7 protein-coding genes are annotated in these 17,685 nt (G+C 38.9%); 2 read left to right on the forward strand and 5 right to left on the reverse strand.

The window, feature by feature from the left end; translation table 11 throughout:
* The 5 genes from Q1A31_RS20350 to Q1A31_RS20370 all read right to left on the reverse strand — a co-directional run.
* On the reverse strand, positions 1-404 hold a 404-nt coding region (locus Q1A31_RS20350; RefSeq protein WP_299881444.1), incomplete at its 3' end, for a hypothetical protein.
* A 100-nt stretch (positions 405-504) separates the two neighbouring features.
* Positions 505-1,881, reverse strand: a complete 1,377-nt coding sequence (locus Q1A31_RS20355) for an SdrD B-like domain-containing protein (RefSeq protein WP_299881447.1) — start codon at positions 1,879-1,881, stop codon at positions 505-507.
* A gap of 1,464 nt (positions 1,882-3,345) precedes the next feature.
* Positions 3,346-10,992, reverse strand: a complete 7,647-nt coding sequence (locus tag Q1A31_RS20360) for a hypothetical protein (RefSeq protein WP_299881450.1) — start codon at positions 10,990-10,992, stop codon at positions 3,346-3,348.
* A gap of 634 nt (positions 10,993-11,626) precedes the next feature.
* Positions 11,627-12,745 (reverse strand): DUF11 domain-containing protein, encoded by a 1,119-nt coding sequence (locus tag Q1A31_RS20365; RefSeq protein ID WP_299881454.1) that lies wholly within the window; start codon positions 12,743-12,745, stop codon positions 11,627-11,629.
* Positions 12,746-13,242: 497 nt separating this feature from the next.
* Entirely contained in the window at positions 13,243-16,203 is a 2,961-nt protein-coding gene (locus Q1A31_RS20370) for a cellulose binding domain-containing protein (protein ID WP_299881457.1), read from the reverse strand.
* A 316-nt stretch (positions 16,204-16,519) separates the two neighbouring features.
* Here Q1A31_RS20370 and Q1A31_RS20375 point away from each other — a divergent pair, with 316 nt between their 5' ends.
* Both Q1A31_RS20375 and Q1A31_RS20380 read left to right on the forward strand, forming a co-directional pair.
* A complete protein-coding gene (locus Q1A31_RS20375; protein WP_299881460.1) occupies positions 16,520-16,972 on the forward strand; it encodes a tetratricopeptide repeat protein in 453 nt (150 codons plus the stop codon).
* Positions 16,973-17,139: 167 nt separating this feature from the next.
* A complete protein-coding gene (locus Q1A31_RS20380) occupies positions 17,140-17,565 on the forward strand; it encodes a hypothetical protein (protein ID WP_299881462.1) in 426 nt (141 codons plus the stop codon).
* Positions 17,566-17,685: the final 120 nt, after the last annotated feature.

Raw genomic sequence — 17,685 nt, forward strand, 5'->3', positions numbered from 1 at the left:
TTCGGATCTTCAGCACTGTTATCTGTGGTTGTAATTGAGACTACCGTATCCACTGAACTTGCATTCGCTATGCTCACGGGTACTGACGCTGAACCACCGTCTTCGGCGATCGTGACATCACCTACTGTCATCGCTGTACAGGCATCACCAGCATTTCCTAATAGATCTTCATTATTTGTTGTATCAGGGTCAGGTTGATCTGCTGTAACTCCAACTACGTTGTCAAACTGACATGACTTTGTAACCGTATTTGCTGTCAGAGCATGCGCATTATTGGATAATGTCAGAGCTAGTTGAATCAAGAATATAACTGCAAATACAATAAAATACTGCATTACAGTATTTGAGGCATTTACATCTTCTTCTAATACCTTTGCGGTATCTACTTCTGAATTATTAATCATCTGGTTATCCAAATTTATTTTAATTTTATTGATATGACTCATGTCTAAACTCTGTACATTATTTTTATTTTTTATCTAATTTTATATTTACTGTTAACTTCTAAGGAACAGTAGCCATAATGGTAATGGTTTTTTCATTAAGTGCTCCAACCCCAAGAGTTGCAATCGAACACGTCACTGAGGTTGTTACTCCAGAAGTTGGTGATATGACACAACTTGAATCCGTACCGCTAGCACTTGTAACAGTAAGGTTAGTTGGTAAATCATTAACAACAACATTGGTTGCTGAATCTGGACCCGCATTAGATACAGTTAGTGTGTATGTAACGGGTTGCTTAGAAATATATGGAGTTTGTGTCACGAGAGTTTTGGACACTGACAAGTCTGCTGTCGGCAAAATATATCCAAAATCAGAGGTTTCAACGAATTGTTGAGATGAAATAATACTAGCTACTTGAGTAGAACCACCGTTGGTGGAGTAAGAACCGTTCACTAATACACCATTGGAATCGGTAATTACTATGATGTAATCGCCTGGTAACAGACCATTAAATTTATAATTACCATTGGCATCGGTAGTATCAGTAGCAAGCAGTCTGTCTGTATTATTGTAAGACCCACCATTATCAATGTTTCCATCCCCATCTATATCATCATAGATCTGGATTGTAACTCCAGGAATTCCAGATTCTCCGGCCTGTTTAACACCATCTCCATTAACGTCATTCCATATCAAATCGCCAATCGAAGAATCGTGTGGAACAACACCAGCAGCATCATAAGAACCAGTCGTGACATTTGTTACGCCATTAAATGTCATATTTTTGGAAGTACCCTGATTACCTGTTGCAAGGTCAATTGGTGAAAATACAGCTGTATTACCCGTTACGAAGTAATAATTACCACTTAAATCACTACCGAACTGGCCAAAGCTTTTCAGATTATCAACAGTTTGTGTTTCATCACCCTGACTTTGGAGCGTACCCAGATTCCATTGTGTATAATGATCTTCCCATACACCAAGACTAAAATTGTAAGTAGTATGCCCACTGTACAAAGTATTTCCTGATACTGCTATATCCCCCCACCCCATTAAAAACTGTAGTTCTAAACTAACATTACCAAATAACAAACCACTGCTATTAACAGCAATACTGTAGACATAACTATCGTAGGGAGATCCTGCAAGATCGTTTTCTATACCAAAGTATAAACGTCTCTGAGTTGGCTCAAAGAATGCGGCGCCACTACCCATACCTACACCTTCAAATGTGACTCCTCTAGTGCTCATATCACTTTCTAATTGACTAAAAGTGTTTGTCCGCATGTTATAAGCATAGAGACCTGTATTAGAATCAGCGCTAGTAGAACTAGCAAAATACAGAAGTCCATCAGCTTCATTTATCGCTAAAGAATTCGCACCATCTGTACTAAAATTATTAGTAACCCCATCAATTACATTAGGAATGGTAGCCAATAAAGTTACTTTGCCTGTAATAACATCTACTGAGTAAATCTTATTTAAATGTACTGAAGCAAAGGCACCATTTTGAACATTGGCAGTGGCTTCAGCAAAGGCACTACTCGTCAGAGTTAAACCACTAAAAGCAATAACACCCCCTAAAATAATATTAGTAGGTGTTAGTTTACGAAGAATTCTTATGAGAAGACTTGATAAAAAGAAAATTTGACTGTTGTTAATATTTTGAATAATTGTGTTTTTATAACAGTACGTTTCTATAGAATTTTCATTATGCATGGAATTGAGATTGTCAGGCTCGCCTGAATACTTCCTTCCTATTAACTGCAGAACACTTTTGTTATCTGCTTCTCTGTGAGTATTCTTATTCATGTAATCGTATACATCAGCAATATGTTTCATGCATAAACCCGTTTATTTTTATATATTGATGGCTAAATTTTGTATGTATGTGTTCTAAATATTTTTATATTTATTAGTTTTCAATTTTTACTTTAAGCGTATTCATTGCATACAATTTATACTTCTCAGATAATATATAGAACTAGCTGAACACAGTATTAATAATTAACATGCAAACAAATGTCTCTTGATTTCTTTTCAGATTGTTTTTATGTATTAAACACAATACTTCTTTATGCTTGTAACCTTTTGTTATTATTAGTTATTATAATTATTAATAATTATAACATCTGTAAGGATGTAAAATTATATCTACACTTTTAGCGACATATATTTACACTTTTCAGCCACTATTTATCTCACTTTTTTTGCAAAAAATTAGATTTTTTTATTTAAATCTATAATTTTTAGTATTTATTTAAAATTAATCATGTTTTTTATACAGTTAGAGCCATTAAGCCTCATATATTTACTCATTTCGATAAAACGTTAAACTACAAAAATATTGCAGATATATCAGTCTGTCTTTGTTTCGTTATGAATTACAAAATTAGTTACATTATCAAAATTTGTTCTCAACTAGCTTACTAGCGTTAACTAACGGAATCTAATTTCAACACACTATTTGCAACAAGCTATTTGCAACAAGCCATTTGCATTTTAAATTCTTATTTTAAGTATATATAAGTATGAAAGCTGTGAAGAAAGGGTCATATAAACCGACGAACGGTTGTTTAAACATTTTAAATAATATTTGTTGATGTGTTCTTAAGCTAAATTACATTATTTTACATTGAGTTATAAGCACACCCCCCTACTTTCATGAGGTTTTTATCTTACTGTTTACAAAGCCGTCACTAGGATTCATCATAGTACTGTCTGACTTAATTTACCTTTACACAGGTTAGACACTTTTTGCTTCAGTTTTATCTGAATCTCAAAAAAGTGCCCAAAAGGTGGGGGGTGTGTTTAGCATTGATGCTCTCAGCTATTTATTTAGAATAGCCAGAGCTAGTAAGCAGAACTATGAACTGCATCATATTTTAGTCAATCATAGGATTAAGGCGCAGTTGCCTCGACCGTTATGGTTTCACTGGCACCAATAAGTAATAAGGGAATAGTACAAGGCAATGCAGAACAGTTTGTACTAGATACGTTAGTGATAGTTAGATTGGTGGGTAAATCCGTCACAACTACATTGGTTGCATCACTCCATGAAGATGCAGAATTAGTGACTACAATCTCATAGTATATTTTTTGCCCTGGTATATACGGACTCGACGTAAGTAGTGTTTTGGTTACTGATAAATCAGCCTTGGTCGTAACAGTTGTCGTGGTGCTGTTATCATTGGCCGTATCATCTTCTATGGCTGAAGTTATTCCATCAGGTCCTTTTGCAGATGGTATGGCAGTATTGGTCAAGTCATCACCGTCTCTGATTTGTACACGATCGATTGTTCTGGTCGCGGTACATATAGCAGTAGCACCGACGGATAAATTAGCAATCGGGCAATTACTCAGCGTTCCTGTATCAATATTTGTATCCGCTACTGTCAGATCGGTCAAATTCACATTACCCGTGTTTTTAAAGGTAAATGTATAACTGATAGTGCCTGGCACACCGATATCCGCTGTGTCCGATGTCTTAGTCATGGTGTACTCAGGATTTTGCACAACCGTTGTCGTAACCGAATTGGATGGGACTGATGTAGTAATCTCGTCTGAAACACCCCCTGCAATATTAACTACTTTTCCTGCATTGGCTTCAGCAAGCGTAACAATATGATCACCCGTCAATAAACAGGTGTTGCCGGGAGTTACTGTCAAACAGGTTTTACTGGCTGGGCTGAGCTGTGCATCTGAGACAATCACATTTTTCAGCGTAATATTTCCATCATTTGTTGCCGTTATGGTGTACTCAAGTGTATCACCCAGGGTGATGTCTAAAGAACCATCTGCATCTGTCTTCAAAGTAGCGTCAGATTTAACTAATGAGAGTAACGGTGCAGCAGTCACGGTAATGCTATGGCTTGCATCAATATCTGGTAAGTTACCTTGCTCTGTTACGCCTTCAGCATTAGCGGTGTTATTAATAAAACCAGAATCAATTTCTTCTTGCGTGGTCGTGTGTTGACAACTGTAGGTCCATATTTCATCGTAATCTAATACGTTATAGGGAACATTATCACCACTGACTAAAGCTAAAGCTGTGGCATCACATTTAACATCTGTTAGATTCACTGCTGTGATCGAGACATTACCGGTATTTTCCAAAGCAAAACTATAGTCAACAAGCTGGTTAGCGGCCGTTGGTGTAGAACTCGAGGTTTTATTCAATGTCCATGAAGATGTTCTTGAAAGCGCTATGTTAAATGTTGCAGCTGCATCTTTCAGTGCCACTGAACCTGCAGGAGTTCCTGTTGCAGAAGCATTATTAATTACTACACCAGCATCTATTTCATCCTGTGTAACACTATGCTCACAACTATAAACCCATGTTTCATCTGGGTCTAAAATACCGCTATTACTAACATCCCCCCCATCCAGGGTTAATGTCGCGATATCACATTGTGCATCTGTGAGAGATACGCCTGAAATTGTTACATTACCCGTATTCTTCAAGTTAAAGGTATATGCTGCGATTTGACCAACAGAAGCTGGTTTAGACGTGGATTGTTTCGTTAACGTCCAATTTGGGTCAGGTGTAATCGTAATTGTTTTTGTTGCGGATGCATCTTCCAATGATTCTGTTCCCGCTGGAGTACCTGTTGCAGATGCATTATTGACGACTGAACCGGCATCTACTTCTGCCTGAGTGACAGTATGTTCACAACTATAAATCCAGACCTCGGATGTATCTAGTTTTCCTGTATTTGCTACATCACCACTGTCTAAGGTTAACGTTCCAGCATCACACTGTGTATCAACTAGATCAACGCTGCTTATTGTGACATTACCCGTGTTATCCAAACTAAAGTTGTAAATGATTACATCATCTTTCTTTGTTGGTACTGAACTCGTTGTTTTTGTTAGTTTCCATTCTGGATCTTGTCCCGCATTTATAGTTAGATCGACCGCTGGTGCAGATACAAACGAATTGTTATCAGGCCCTACAAATTCAGTGATGGCACTTGCTTCATTGGTAACATAGCCATTGTCTAAATCCTCTTGGGTTATCGTATAAGGTTTAGAGCAAGTCGCAACCTGTGCTGGTGATATTAGAGGTACTTCGGGACTAAAGGTCAAATCCCCTGCTGTTGGTTCCCAACAAGTAAAAGGTGTTCCGTTGTTTATTTTATTATCACTAACCTCTATTTTCTTAACAAATGCAGCATTTCCTGTATTGGTAAGTGTATAGGTGTAATTTATAGTTTCTCCTAAAGTCGTGAAACTAGTGTTAACTGAAGTTTTACCTAGCTTAATAGCAGGATCTGCTCCATTTGGTATTGTTACAGATGCTGTAGGTGAAGTTGTTCCGCCTGAGCTTGCAGTGGCTAAATTTGTTGCACTACCTAAAAGTAAATCATTAGCTGTAACTTTATAGGTACCCACGCAACGATAGGTGTCTGTTGGTAAAACACCATCTGCCAAAGGCGCTGGATTAGTTGGCCAGGGATCACAAGAAATATCTAATGGATCTGTAATTAAGTTATCTGTGATTATGATTTGATCTGTGAGAGTAACATTACCTGTATTCGTTACGATATATTCATAATCGACGCCTAGGTCCAAATCAAAAACAAATGGAAGAATCGCTTTTTTGGTCACAGTTAAGGATGGAGCTGGCGTAATCGCAATCGTTTTAGTTGCGGATGCATCTGCCAGTGTTGCTGTACCCGCTGGGGTGCCTGTTGCTGAAGCATTGTTAACAACAACGCCGGCATCAACTTCTGCTTGTGTTACCGTATGATCACAACTGTAAATCCATGTCTCATCTGCATCTAAAATATCTGGATTAGATACATCGCCACTATCAAATGTTAGCGTCCCTGAGTCACAATTTACATCTACTAAAGAAACACTGCCTATTGTCACATTACCCGTATTTTCCAGGCTGAAGCTGTAAACTATTACATCATCTTTTTTTGTAGGTGTTGAACTAGAGTTTTTTGATAATTCCCATGATGGTGCTGGTGAAATCGAAATTGTCTTAGTCGCTAACACCGGATCTAAACTTCCCCCCGCTGGTGAACCCGAAGCAGATGCGTTATTAATCACTGCCCCTGCATCTACTTCTGCTTGAGTAACCGTATAATCACAGCTGTAGATCCACGTCTCATTAGCATCTAAAGTCCCAGAATTATTAGTATCACCACTATCCGGCACTGTCGGTGCGCTATTACATTTAGCATCGCTTAAAGTAATATTTGAGATGGTCACATTGCCCGTATTATCAAGACTAAAGCTATAGGTGACTGTGTCATTTTCTTTCGTGGGTGTAGAGCCAGAAGTCTTATCTAAAGTCCATGCCGGAGCTGGAGTGATAGTAATCGTGTTAGTTGCAGGTGCATCTGCCAATGATTCAGTTCCCTCAGGGGTTCCTGTTGCAGATGCATTATTGACAACTTTACCGGCATCAACTTCAGCCTGAGTAACGGTATGATCACAGCTGTAAACCCATGTTTCATCGGCATCTAATACACCTGGATTTACTGCATCTCCACTATCTGGAGTAGTTGGTGCGGTATCACATTGTGCATCGATCAAGGAAATTCCGGATACCGTGACATTACCGGTATTTTCAAGGCTAAAGCTATAGGTCACGGTGTCATTTTCTTTAGTAGGCGAAGAACTGGTTGTTTTATCTAAAGTCCATGATGGAGCTGCAGTAATACTAATGGTGTTGGTTGCAGATACATCTGATAAAGATTCAGTTCCCGCTGGTGTTCCAGTTGCAGATGCATTATTAACGACTGAACCGGCATCAACTTCAGCCTGAGTAACGGTATGATTACAACTGTATATCCAGGTCTCGTCTGTATCTAAAACACCCGGATTTGACACATCGCCACTAACAGGTGAAGAAGGTACAGCGTTACATTGTGCATCGTTTAAGGTGATGCCGGAAACGGTTACATTACCCGTATTTTCCAGACTAAAACTGTAAGCGACTACATCGCCTTCTTTGGTTGGGGTAGAGCTTGAGGTTTTAGTCAAAGCCCATGAAGGAGTTGGAGTGATACTAATCGTGTTAGTAGCAGGTGCAGCTGCCAATGATTCAGTTCCCTCTGGTGTTCCTGTTGCAGATGCATTATTGACCACTGAACCGGCATCAACTTCATCCTGAATAACGGTATGATTACAACTGTATACCCAAGTCTCATCCGTATCTAAAACCCCAGGATTAGACACATCGCCACTAATGGGTGATGTCGGTAAAGCGTCACATTGTGTATCGTTTAAAGTGATGCCGGAAACGGTTACATTACCCGTATTTTCCAGACTAAAGCTGTAAGCAACTACATCACCTTGCTTGGTCGGGGTAGAGCTTGAAGTTTTAGTCAATGTCCATTTTGGATCTGAAACAATCGTAATTGTATTTGTTGCAGGTGCAGGATCCATGTTTCCACTTGTTGTTGTACCTGTTGCTGAAGCATTATTGACGATTGAACCGGCATCTACTTCAGCCTGAGTGACAGTATGTTCACAGCTATAGACCCACGTTTCTCCAACGTTTAAGGTATCTATTGGCGCATTATCACCACTATCTAAGCTCAGTGTGCCACTGTTACATTTAACATCTGTGAGATTAACGTTAGTGATGCTTACGTTACCTGTATTCTCAAGTGAGAAACTATAGCTAACAACATCATCTTTCTTAGTCGGTTTTGAATTCGTTGTTTTTGTTAAGACCCATTCAGGATCTTGTGTCGCATTAATGGTTAGATCGACCGATGGTGTCGTTACATTCGTAGTTGCTCCACCGGGTCCAATAAAAACTGTGCTTGCACTTGCTTCATTGGTAACTGAACCCGCATCTAAATCAGCCTGAGTAACTGTATATTCACCCGTACAAGTGGTGACATCATCTTTACTAAATGAAGGGTCCGCAGTTGTTGAGGTCCAACAGTTTAATAGTCCAATTTTGTCATCAGTCACATCTATGTCATTAACAAATGCAGAGTCACCCGTATTGGTAATGGTATAGGTATACGTTAATTTTTGTCCCACTGTCGCATAAGTTGTATCGACAGAACTTTTAGCGATAGTAATGTTTGGGTTAGCACCATTGGGGATTGTTTCTGAAGCTGTAGGTGATGTCATCGCCCCTGAACTTGCCGTAGCCAGATTGGTAGCGCTACCTAGCTCTACATCATTGAGTGTAACGGTATACTCACCTTCACATTTGTAGGTAGCTAACGGTGCAACACCTGATGCTGGCCATGGGTCACAATCAAAATCTGCTGGATCAGTAATTAAATTATCTGAAATAGTGATTTGAGTGGTTAATGTGACATTACCTGTATTAGTGACAATATATTCATAAGTCACTTTTTCACCGACATCAAACACATATGGCGTGATAGCTGTTTTTGTAAGCGTAGATGCCGGAGCGGGTGTAATCGAAATGGTATTTGTAGCAGTTGCATCTGTTAAAGTGATACCCCCTGCTACTGTACCTTTTGCAGTGGCATTGTTAACGACTTCACCCGCATCAACTTCGGCCTGAGTCACGGTATGATCACAACTGTATTCCCAGGTTTCATCTACCTCGAGTGTACCTGTTGGTGCATTATCACCATTGTCTAAGGATATTGTTCCTGCATCACACTTTGTATCAATTAAAGAAACGCCACTAATAGTGACATTACCCATGTTTTTCAGGGTGAAACTGTATACTACGACATCGTCTTTTTTAGTCGGTAATGAGCTAGATGTTTTACTCAATGTCCAGGCAGGTGACCGTGTTATAGGTGTTTGTATAGAATTGGTAGCAGGATCTACCGCTCCACTTACTGTAGTACCGGCAACACTGACACTATTATCTACTGTACCAGCATCAACTTCGGCCTGAGTTACTGCAATTGATGTACAGCTATAGCGATGGATTTCATTAACATCAAGATTCGTATCACTATTGCTATCACCGCTAACGAGTACTGGGGTAGTTGCACATTTAGCATCAGTAATTACGATATTACTGATTGTTATACTACCTGTATTATCAACATCGAAGGTGTAGTTGAGTGTATCTCCAGCCTGAGTTGGATTACTTGAGGTTAACTTAGTTACTTCAAATTCTGGTGTTGAAACCAAAAGCGACACAGTTTCGCTTGCCGTTGGGTCTGTTAATGAACCACGTTTAGGTGTGCCAGTCGCAGTTGCTGTATTCGTTATATCCGTGCCTGCATCAATATCTGCCTGTGTCACTGTATATTGAGAGGTAAAAGTTGCACTGTCTCCAGGAGCTAATATATCTATACTGCCATTCTTTGCTGCATCTGAAGATAAGTTATTAGTGTTAACGGTAATTTCATCATCAGCAATGGCAGATAGTGTTCCCGAACCATTATGAATATCAGAGATTGTTATATTCTCTACTGTCAAAACACCTATATTGCTCACAGTGTATGTATAAGTAATTATGTCACCAACTACGGCGTCGCTTGTTTTAGAAGCAACCTTAGTAAGACTCAAGACTGGATCAACAGTAGGACCAGGAATCGTCAAAGTACCCGACACATTTCCGACTGTTCCTTCAGTAGGTAATGCATTTACTTCAGCTGTATTAACAAAGACATCATCATCATCAATATTTTGTTGTGTCACATTGTGTACCGCCGTACACACCATAGACTCATTACTGATAAGGGAAGTTTTTGGGCATGATATTGCGCCGGTGATATAACTATCTGTAACAACAATACTATTTAGTGTTACAGAACCAATATTTTTAACCTCGAAGGAATATATAATAGCTTCTCCTACTGTTGAGTAAGAGGTCTTATTTGCAGTTTTAACAATGGTAATGCCTGGCGCTACTTCTGGTGTTCCTGATGCGTCATTACCATCTCTGAAATACCAATAGTTATCGTTAGGGTCGGTATCATAAACCTCTGGCGTAGTACTCCCTGTTGTCAATATGTCATTAAGTAGACCTGAGACTGCTCCGAGATCAAACCAGGAAGTACTTGTTTCAGTAGAACCCTGATTCCTGAAACAATTTTCGAAACCATTTGATACTGTTCCTGCCATGTTAGTTCGTTGTGTATAGGGACCCGTAAAACTTGAAACGGTGTAACCATTTAATCTAAAGAAAACATTATTAACGTCGAAGTTGCCGGGACACGCATCACCATCTCTTGCAGTTAGGCGCGCATAGCCTTCTACTATAGATCCGCCGAAATAATCAATACATGCTGTAGGCCCACAGTTTAAAGTCTGCGTTGGACCCAACTGAAATGGATTCCCCTGGTAAGCAGTAGGAGTTCCAGAATTTTGAAATCCTTGAAATTGTGTTGATGGATTAACAAACTGATAATAAATATTACCGTTAGCACCTATCAACACAACCATAGTTCCACCTACCCGTGGATATGTTGAAGGTATGGCACCATTTCCATTAGGAACAGTTTCAGTAAATGTTGTGGCTTGGGCAGTGTTTATGAAAAGACTGAAAAACAGCAAAAAATAAATACACAGGTATTTAATCATTTTTTTGTTTGATGACATTAGTCGGCTTTTCATAATTTCGATAAATTTCATTGAGAAACTTATTCCTTATTATTTTTTTACGTCCATTCGAGTGATTAGACTTCTTTGAATTCGTATTTTTATATGTTTCAAAGCAGTTAATCGTGTTTTGCTTATTTAAGTGTTTCAGAATCTAACTAAACGTCTTTCGTTTAGGTAAACACCTTCCAAGATCCATTTTGGTTATTGCATATTAACTGAGATAAACTGAATTTGAGGTTAACAGACTAATGGCACTTGACTAATATTTTCAATAAGTTATTGATCTTTGTTTTGCGCGCCATATTTGTGGCCGAAAACTGGATATTGGTTCAACTCATCAGATAAACGGTACTACATTAGGAAAAACAGATAATTAGAAATAGCTTTAGGGTAAAAAGAATAGTCCCTCACTTTCATTGATTATTTTTTACGCTTTAATATCTTAAGGTATTAATCTGGGTATCGTTTTAAGCTAAAAAATAAACGAATACACCCCCCTACTTATAGGCATATTTTTAAAATATGCCTATAAGTAGGGGGGTGTATTTAGGTAGATTTGACTGACTATTCTTGAATATAAAACCTGACGCTTAAATAGCGCCCTATTTTTCTAGAGTAAAAGAAGGTTAAGGTACTGTGGTCTCAACGGGAATTGTTTATCTCTTTATGGAGCTTTCGCCTGGATCGTAATGACTTCACTGGCATCCTTTGCCAGACTGGTAATGGTACAGTCTACTGATGTTGTTAGTACACTTGGAGAAGGGGCTGATGAAATAGTACAACTTGAAACCGTAGGAGTAACACTTGTGACCTCAAGATTGGTCGGCAAGTCCTGAATAACAACGTTAGTTGCTGTATCTGGTCCTGCATTGAAAACAGTAAGTGTGTATGTGACAGGTTGGCCGGAGGTATAAGGGCTTGATGATATGAGTTCTTTTACGACCGATAGATCCGCAGACGGCGGTGTGAAACCCGGAGTACATTGGGGATTAGTAAAAAGTCCCGTTAAATCTGTACCCAAAAAGAATGAAACTCGTTCTGTATTCTTTGTCGCATTTTCAAACCCGCCTTTTACTTTAAATGTATTGGTATCCAAATAAATAGCACCCGCTACATATTTGGGATACTCGCCCGTCGATGATGGCGCGGACTTATCATTTACACCAAGCGCACTAGTCTGCACCGTATATTTAGCGCTATTACCACTCGTAAGGTCTTCTTGCAGGTAAGTAACACCGTTTCGAAAATAGGCAGAGGCATTAATGAACTCACCATAATCCGTAACAGTATTACCACTGTTACCGTCAATATCGGTAGAAGTCAGAAAAACATCAATTGGTGAGATGAGGTCGAACGTGCCTGTATCAACCAATTGCACGGTGTACTCAAAGTGACCATAGGTATTCGATCTCATTAAACCATTTAGGTCTGATACACCACTATCCGCTAGTAAGGTGGCATGCTCTGCGCCACTATTGCCATCGCCAATTTCGATATAGTCTATTGTCACTAGCGCATCTATCGATGGACCAACACCCACAAAACGATAGACATCGCCAAATTGATCATAGACAAAACCATTCAGATCATCAGGGTTATCACTATCGGCAAACGTAAATGGCGGATTGTTAATTATACGTACTGGAGCGCTTAGATTAAAATCGAGACTTTGAAAATTATCCAGCGTTGTACCACAGAAATTTAACACTGCTGCATAACTTTTTAAAGGAACTGATAAAAGCAATAACAAGCTTGATAGTTGCAAAGCTGATAAAAAATACATTTTCGTATGAGTCTTTTTAAAACCTAGAGCTATTCGAATACGTTTGGTTTGAAATTCACTGCTTGTATTTTCAGTTTTTATTTTTCTGCTTTTTGATGCACACGATTTTAATTTTTGGAGAAACAACATACCTATCCATTTTAATAAAATTTTTAGTTTTAGTTTTAGTTTTAGTTTTAGTTTTAGTTTTATAAGTATGTAATTTTTGTAAACGCTAATTTTTATTATTTTACTTTACTCTTCTTAACACTATGTTAATTGGGACGAAGAGAAAAGCTAGATTGCATACAACTATCTTAATCAGATTATAGTACTACCTTCCTTAACATAAGATTAATAATTTTATGCTTAAGCCTTAATGAATACACCCCCCACTTATAGGCATATTTTTAAAATACGCCTATAAGTGGGGGGGTGTATTCATATAAGTTTTACAGGCTATTCTACAATTAACCCTGACGCTTAAGCAGCTCCCTATTTTAGTGAGATAAAAAAAGTTAAGGCACAGTAGCCATAATGGTAATCGTTTTATTGTTAGATACACCAACCTCAAGAGTTGTAATTGAACATATCACTGAGGTTGTCACTCCAGAGGCTGGCGATATAGTACAACTTGAGTCCGTACCGCTTGCGCTTGTGACTGTTAAGTTCGTCGGCAAATCAGTTACAACTACATTGGTTGCTGTATCTGGCCCCGCATTGGACACAGTAAGTGTGTATGTAACCGATTGGCCTGAAGTATATGGGCCAGATGTATCTAGGTTTTTGGTTACAGAAAGGTCTGAAAAAGATGGCGTATATTCATCAGCACATAGGAAGAATCCCGCACCGCGAGTACCGTCTCCAGTGTCACTGCCAGTAAAACCATGTAAGAACTCTCCTGTAACAAAAGTACTTCCAAAACCATAAGTGACATAATTATCAAAATCTGTACCCCCTATTTCCTCTGTCCATGTTGCTGAACTCCCTGCAATAGCAGAGTTCATAGCAACCGCAACACCCGCTGTAGGGAATGTTAATCCAGCAGTAGAGCCATCCAGTAACATGGTATTGTAATGATGGATATAGGTCGGTGTGACTCCAATGTATCCACCGACATCAGAGGAATCATTATCACCCGGGGCGGGAGCTTTATCATTACTGTCAATATCGGTTTGTTGAATAAATAAACCCGTTACATCCCCGGCTGATATAGGGGTACCATTTGGCGTAGTGTTGGTTGCAGATCCGTCCTCAATCAAAGTAACTTTAAATTGTATATAACTGTTTAAGTTTGGGGTAAATCGACCTTGTAAACTGCCACTACCTGGATTGAATTGCGCTGGAACTTTGGAATAATCTACGTTAGATATATCCGTTGGTTGGAATAATAGATCAACAGGATTACCGAGTGTATCGGTAAAAACATTTTCGAATACAAATCGATCTGAAGTGGTAAAACTTAGTGGATTACTCGACCCCAAATCTGTTCTTGTGAAATCTCTTAGATTGGTTGGAGAACAACTCAATACAGGCGGTGAAAGTGGAGATGGGTCGACAACCACTGTCGCTACAGCAGTATCACAGTTATTTGAATTAGCTGCTTCACAGATCTCGTAAGTGTATTGATAAGTTCCTGCGGTAGTATTCGGTACTATGGTAATTGTGCCATCGGTCCCCATTGTGATACTTCCCGCCGCTGGTGTAATATCCAAGCCCAAGGTTGTTGTGCCATCTTGCGCTGTACCTGTTCGTTTTAGACTTACATCACCCGCTGCGGTTCCAATTGTTGGATTTGCAACACCACTTAGTTCATCATTAATAACGACATTTGGTGTACTGCCTCCAGCGTTACTATCGATGGACGTAGGAGTATCTGCCTTTGCATCGATCTTCGCACATGAAATGGCTTTTAGGGAAAAGTCATCCCATACAACAAATTCCGGATAACTATGCGGTGTTGGCCAGCCATCATCACCGCTTCTGGTATCTTCATATGGGTATACGCGAACGGTATAAGTAGTATTAGGCTGAAGGTTAATAACGGTGTCCGCAGTAAAATGAAGATAACCATAGGTTAACCATTGCTCTGGAAGCTGGTTTTCAAATATATCGGCATTACTGTTTGGGTTGTTATTTAGAATGTCTAGGTTATCAATTATTGCATCCGTTTCTAAAGTTATTGGTGATGCAAATGAAGGATCATCATCAATATCAACCCTGACTTTGTAAGCACCCGTTATTGTCGAGTGATCTGGATAGCCAGGCGTTACGTTGAATACCGCAGCACCAAAACCGATCATCTCTGCTGTTACTCCACTTAATGCTGTTGTGGTAAATGTGTATGAGATATATTTTGAGGTATCAAGTGTTGATGGGATAAATGCTCTATCCACCAGCAGATCATAAGCATTGATATACGCATCCATATTCGATAGGTTTTCTGCAGTGCCAGCAGCAAATATGGCGGTATCAGCTATTGTTGCTCCAGTATTGGTACCTCCGTTGTCATTATGTGTCCAATCTATCGCTCTATACGCTTGAGCGTTTCCTAATAGATCTGCATTACAAACACTTCCAGAAACAGGACCAGCCATTACTGGGGGTACAACAATTGGAGCGATATCATTATTCACAATCGTACAAGTGACATTTTCACCGCTGGCAATTTCAACCGACCCAGCATTAAAGGTATCAACTACCGTTCCTGTAGCTCCCGTACAACTCCACGTACCTTCGGTATAATCTGTAACATCGGATTCTACTAAGGAATATGTGCCTTCATTTACTGAAATAGGCGACGAAGTATATGTCGTGGTAATACCATTGGGTGAACCGGTATCAAACGTTAGAGCACCTGCATTGGTCGTTAACCCAAAATCACTAACTACCGCAGTTCCACCATTATCATTCACTACCTCTTTTACAATAGTTAAACTTTGACTGATAATAGCTGGGCCACATAAATCACCAATTAATCCAGGTGCAACTAGATCACCACCACCATTTACTTGAATTGTGAATGTTTGAGATTGATTAGGGGCTATGGATGCGTTCCAGCCAAGATCAGTTGCGGTATAAGGGTTGGAGCCTGTAATATTGGCATTCCAAAAACCATAAATGCTTGACCCATCTGCAAAGCTCCAGTTAACTTCCCAGCCGTTAACAGTTGAACTACTCTCATTCGTGACCGTAATATCAGCCTGAAAAGAGGCGCCCCAATCGATAGTTTTAGTCAGCTGGCAAGCTGCTTGAACAGATGAACTTAATACAAATAGTGAGAACAGCAGAAATATACTGTTACAAAGTTTTGAGAACAGTTTCGATTTTAAAAATACGCTTGGCTTAATCAATTTAATGTTAAACCTATTTATCTTTAGTTCTGAAATCGAAGACTTATTTTTCTTTTGATCAAATGAATCTGCTGTTTTCACTCGATTTTTAGCAATAAGAAACTGAATAACTACTGAAAGTGTCATGTCCACCTTTAATATTTTTAATATATGTAAAACACTTATTTTTATTATTTAAATTTCACACCTAACTAGTCCGCACACTAAATTATTATTGGTTATTATTTTGCATGCACATATTTATATTAAAAAACTATCATGCTTTTCCTTAACATAGGATTAATAAACATTTTCTACTTAAAAGTTATTATTTTATAAAGCCCTCCAGCACACTCATTGAATTTTTGTTTACACTTGTACATTTAGAGATATTTAGCTGGATAATTATTCAAGTTAAACTCGACCTATTAAAACTTTTTAACTTCAACGCGTAAAAATTAATATGACTGAACACACTCGTACTGAAAACGAAGAAATGGACTTTTCAAGTGGCTTAGGTGCTTTTGAAGCAAAGCATTTTTCTCGCGCCATGCAGCTACTCTCCCCTTTTGCTAACGATGGTGATGCGCATGCTCAACACATGTTAGCGATTATGTATCAAAACGGCTTAGGCACTGTTGAAAACGCTACAGAAGCAGTTAAGATGATGACGGCTTCCGCTGAGCAAGGTTATGCAATCGCTCAACATGGTTTAGGCTTTATGTATATGCAAGGTGAATGCGTAGAAAAGGATGCAGCTAAAGCTGTTGAATGGTTTGAAAAAGCCGCGGAACAAGGTCTGCAAGGTTCTATGACTACTTTGGCGATGATGTATGAACAAGGTGAAGGCGTTGAGCAGGACATAGAAAAAGCGAAAGAACTCTACAAGGCAGCTGGGTTTGATGATTTAGCCTAATCATTTAGGTGAAATTAAAGAATAAAGTCACCCCCCTACTTTAAGCGAGTTTTTCGTTTCATTTTGAAATACATTAAACTTGATTATTAACCATACGTATTAAGCTCTTTTTCAAGTAAAAGAGGCTTATTAAATAAGTCACTTAACAACCTACCAAGATATGAAATATGCAAGACAGCAAACTACTCGTCATCTTCAATAATGAACCCGTACTAGAATACGATAGAACCAAGCCTATTCCCGGAAAACAAAGACAGTATCTGGATAGAATGGATGAGCGCATGGACCAGGGTATTCAATTGGGTGATGCTTTTATCGAAGCCCCAAACCCTTTACAGCGCGCTCAATTCGTCGCTAACTCTTTGGTTAATTCACTGTTAAAAGAGAACTTTGACCAAGCGGTTGCGATGTGTACTTTTTTAGGAAAACGTATGCCTGAATTACAACAGATAAAATGTGAAGGTAGCTTAGGAGATGAAGCAGGAGAAGACGGTGGAATCTCTATCGAATTTATCTACGATAGAAGTTATGAACAAACCCAGCAAGAACAGACTATCCAGTTCCACAAACCTATTAAAACGACAAAACATTAAGGTTAATTGTATAGTGTCATGTATTTAAAATAAAATGACACCCGGTGAATTCAACTATTAAATGCAATATTCGTTCCTTTGTAGAATACCTCATTCGGTGTTCTAACATTCAATGTTTTT

This window comes from uncultured Cocleimonas sp. (assembly GCF_947495625.1).
Classification (GTDB): Bacteria; Pseudomonadota; Gammaproteobacteria; order Thiotrichales; family Thiotrichaceae; genus Cocleimonas.

Coding starts and splice junctions, on each gene's coding strand:
- Q1A31_RS20370 (WP_299881457.1), bottom strand. CDS start 16,203: ATGACACTTTCAGTAGTTATTCAGTTTCTTATTGCTAAAAATCGAGTG.
- Q1A31_RS20360 (WP_299881450.1), bottom strand. CDS start 10,992: ATGAAATTTATCGAAATTATGAAAAGCCGACTAATGTCATCAAACAAA.
- Q1A31_RS20380 (WP_299881462.1), top strand. CDS start 17,140: ATGCAAGACAGCAAACTACTCGTCATCTTCAATAATGAACCCGTACTA.
- Q1A31_RS20375 (WP_299881460.1), top strand. CDS start 16,520: ATGACTGAACACACTCGTACTGAAAACGAAGAAATGGACTTTTCAAGT.
- Q1A31_RS20365 (WP_299881454.1), bottom strand. CDS start 12,745: ATGTATTTTTTATCAGCTTTGCAACTATCAAGCTTGTTATTGCTTTTA.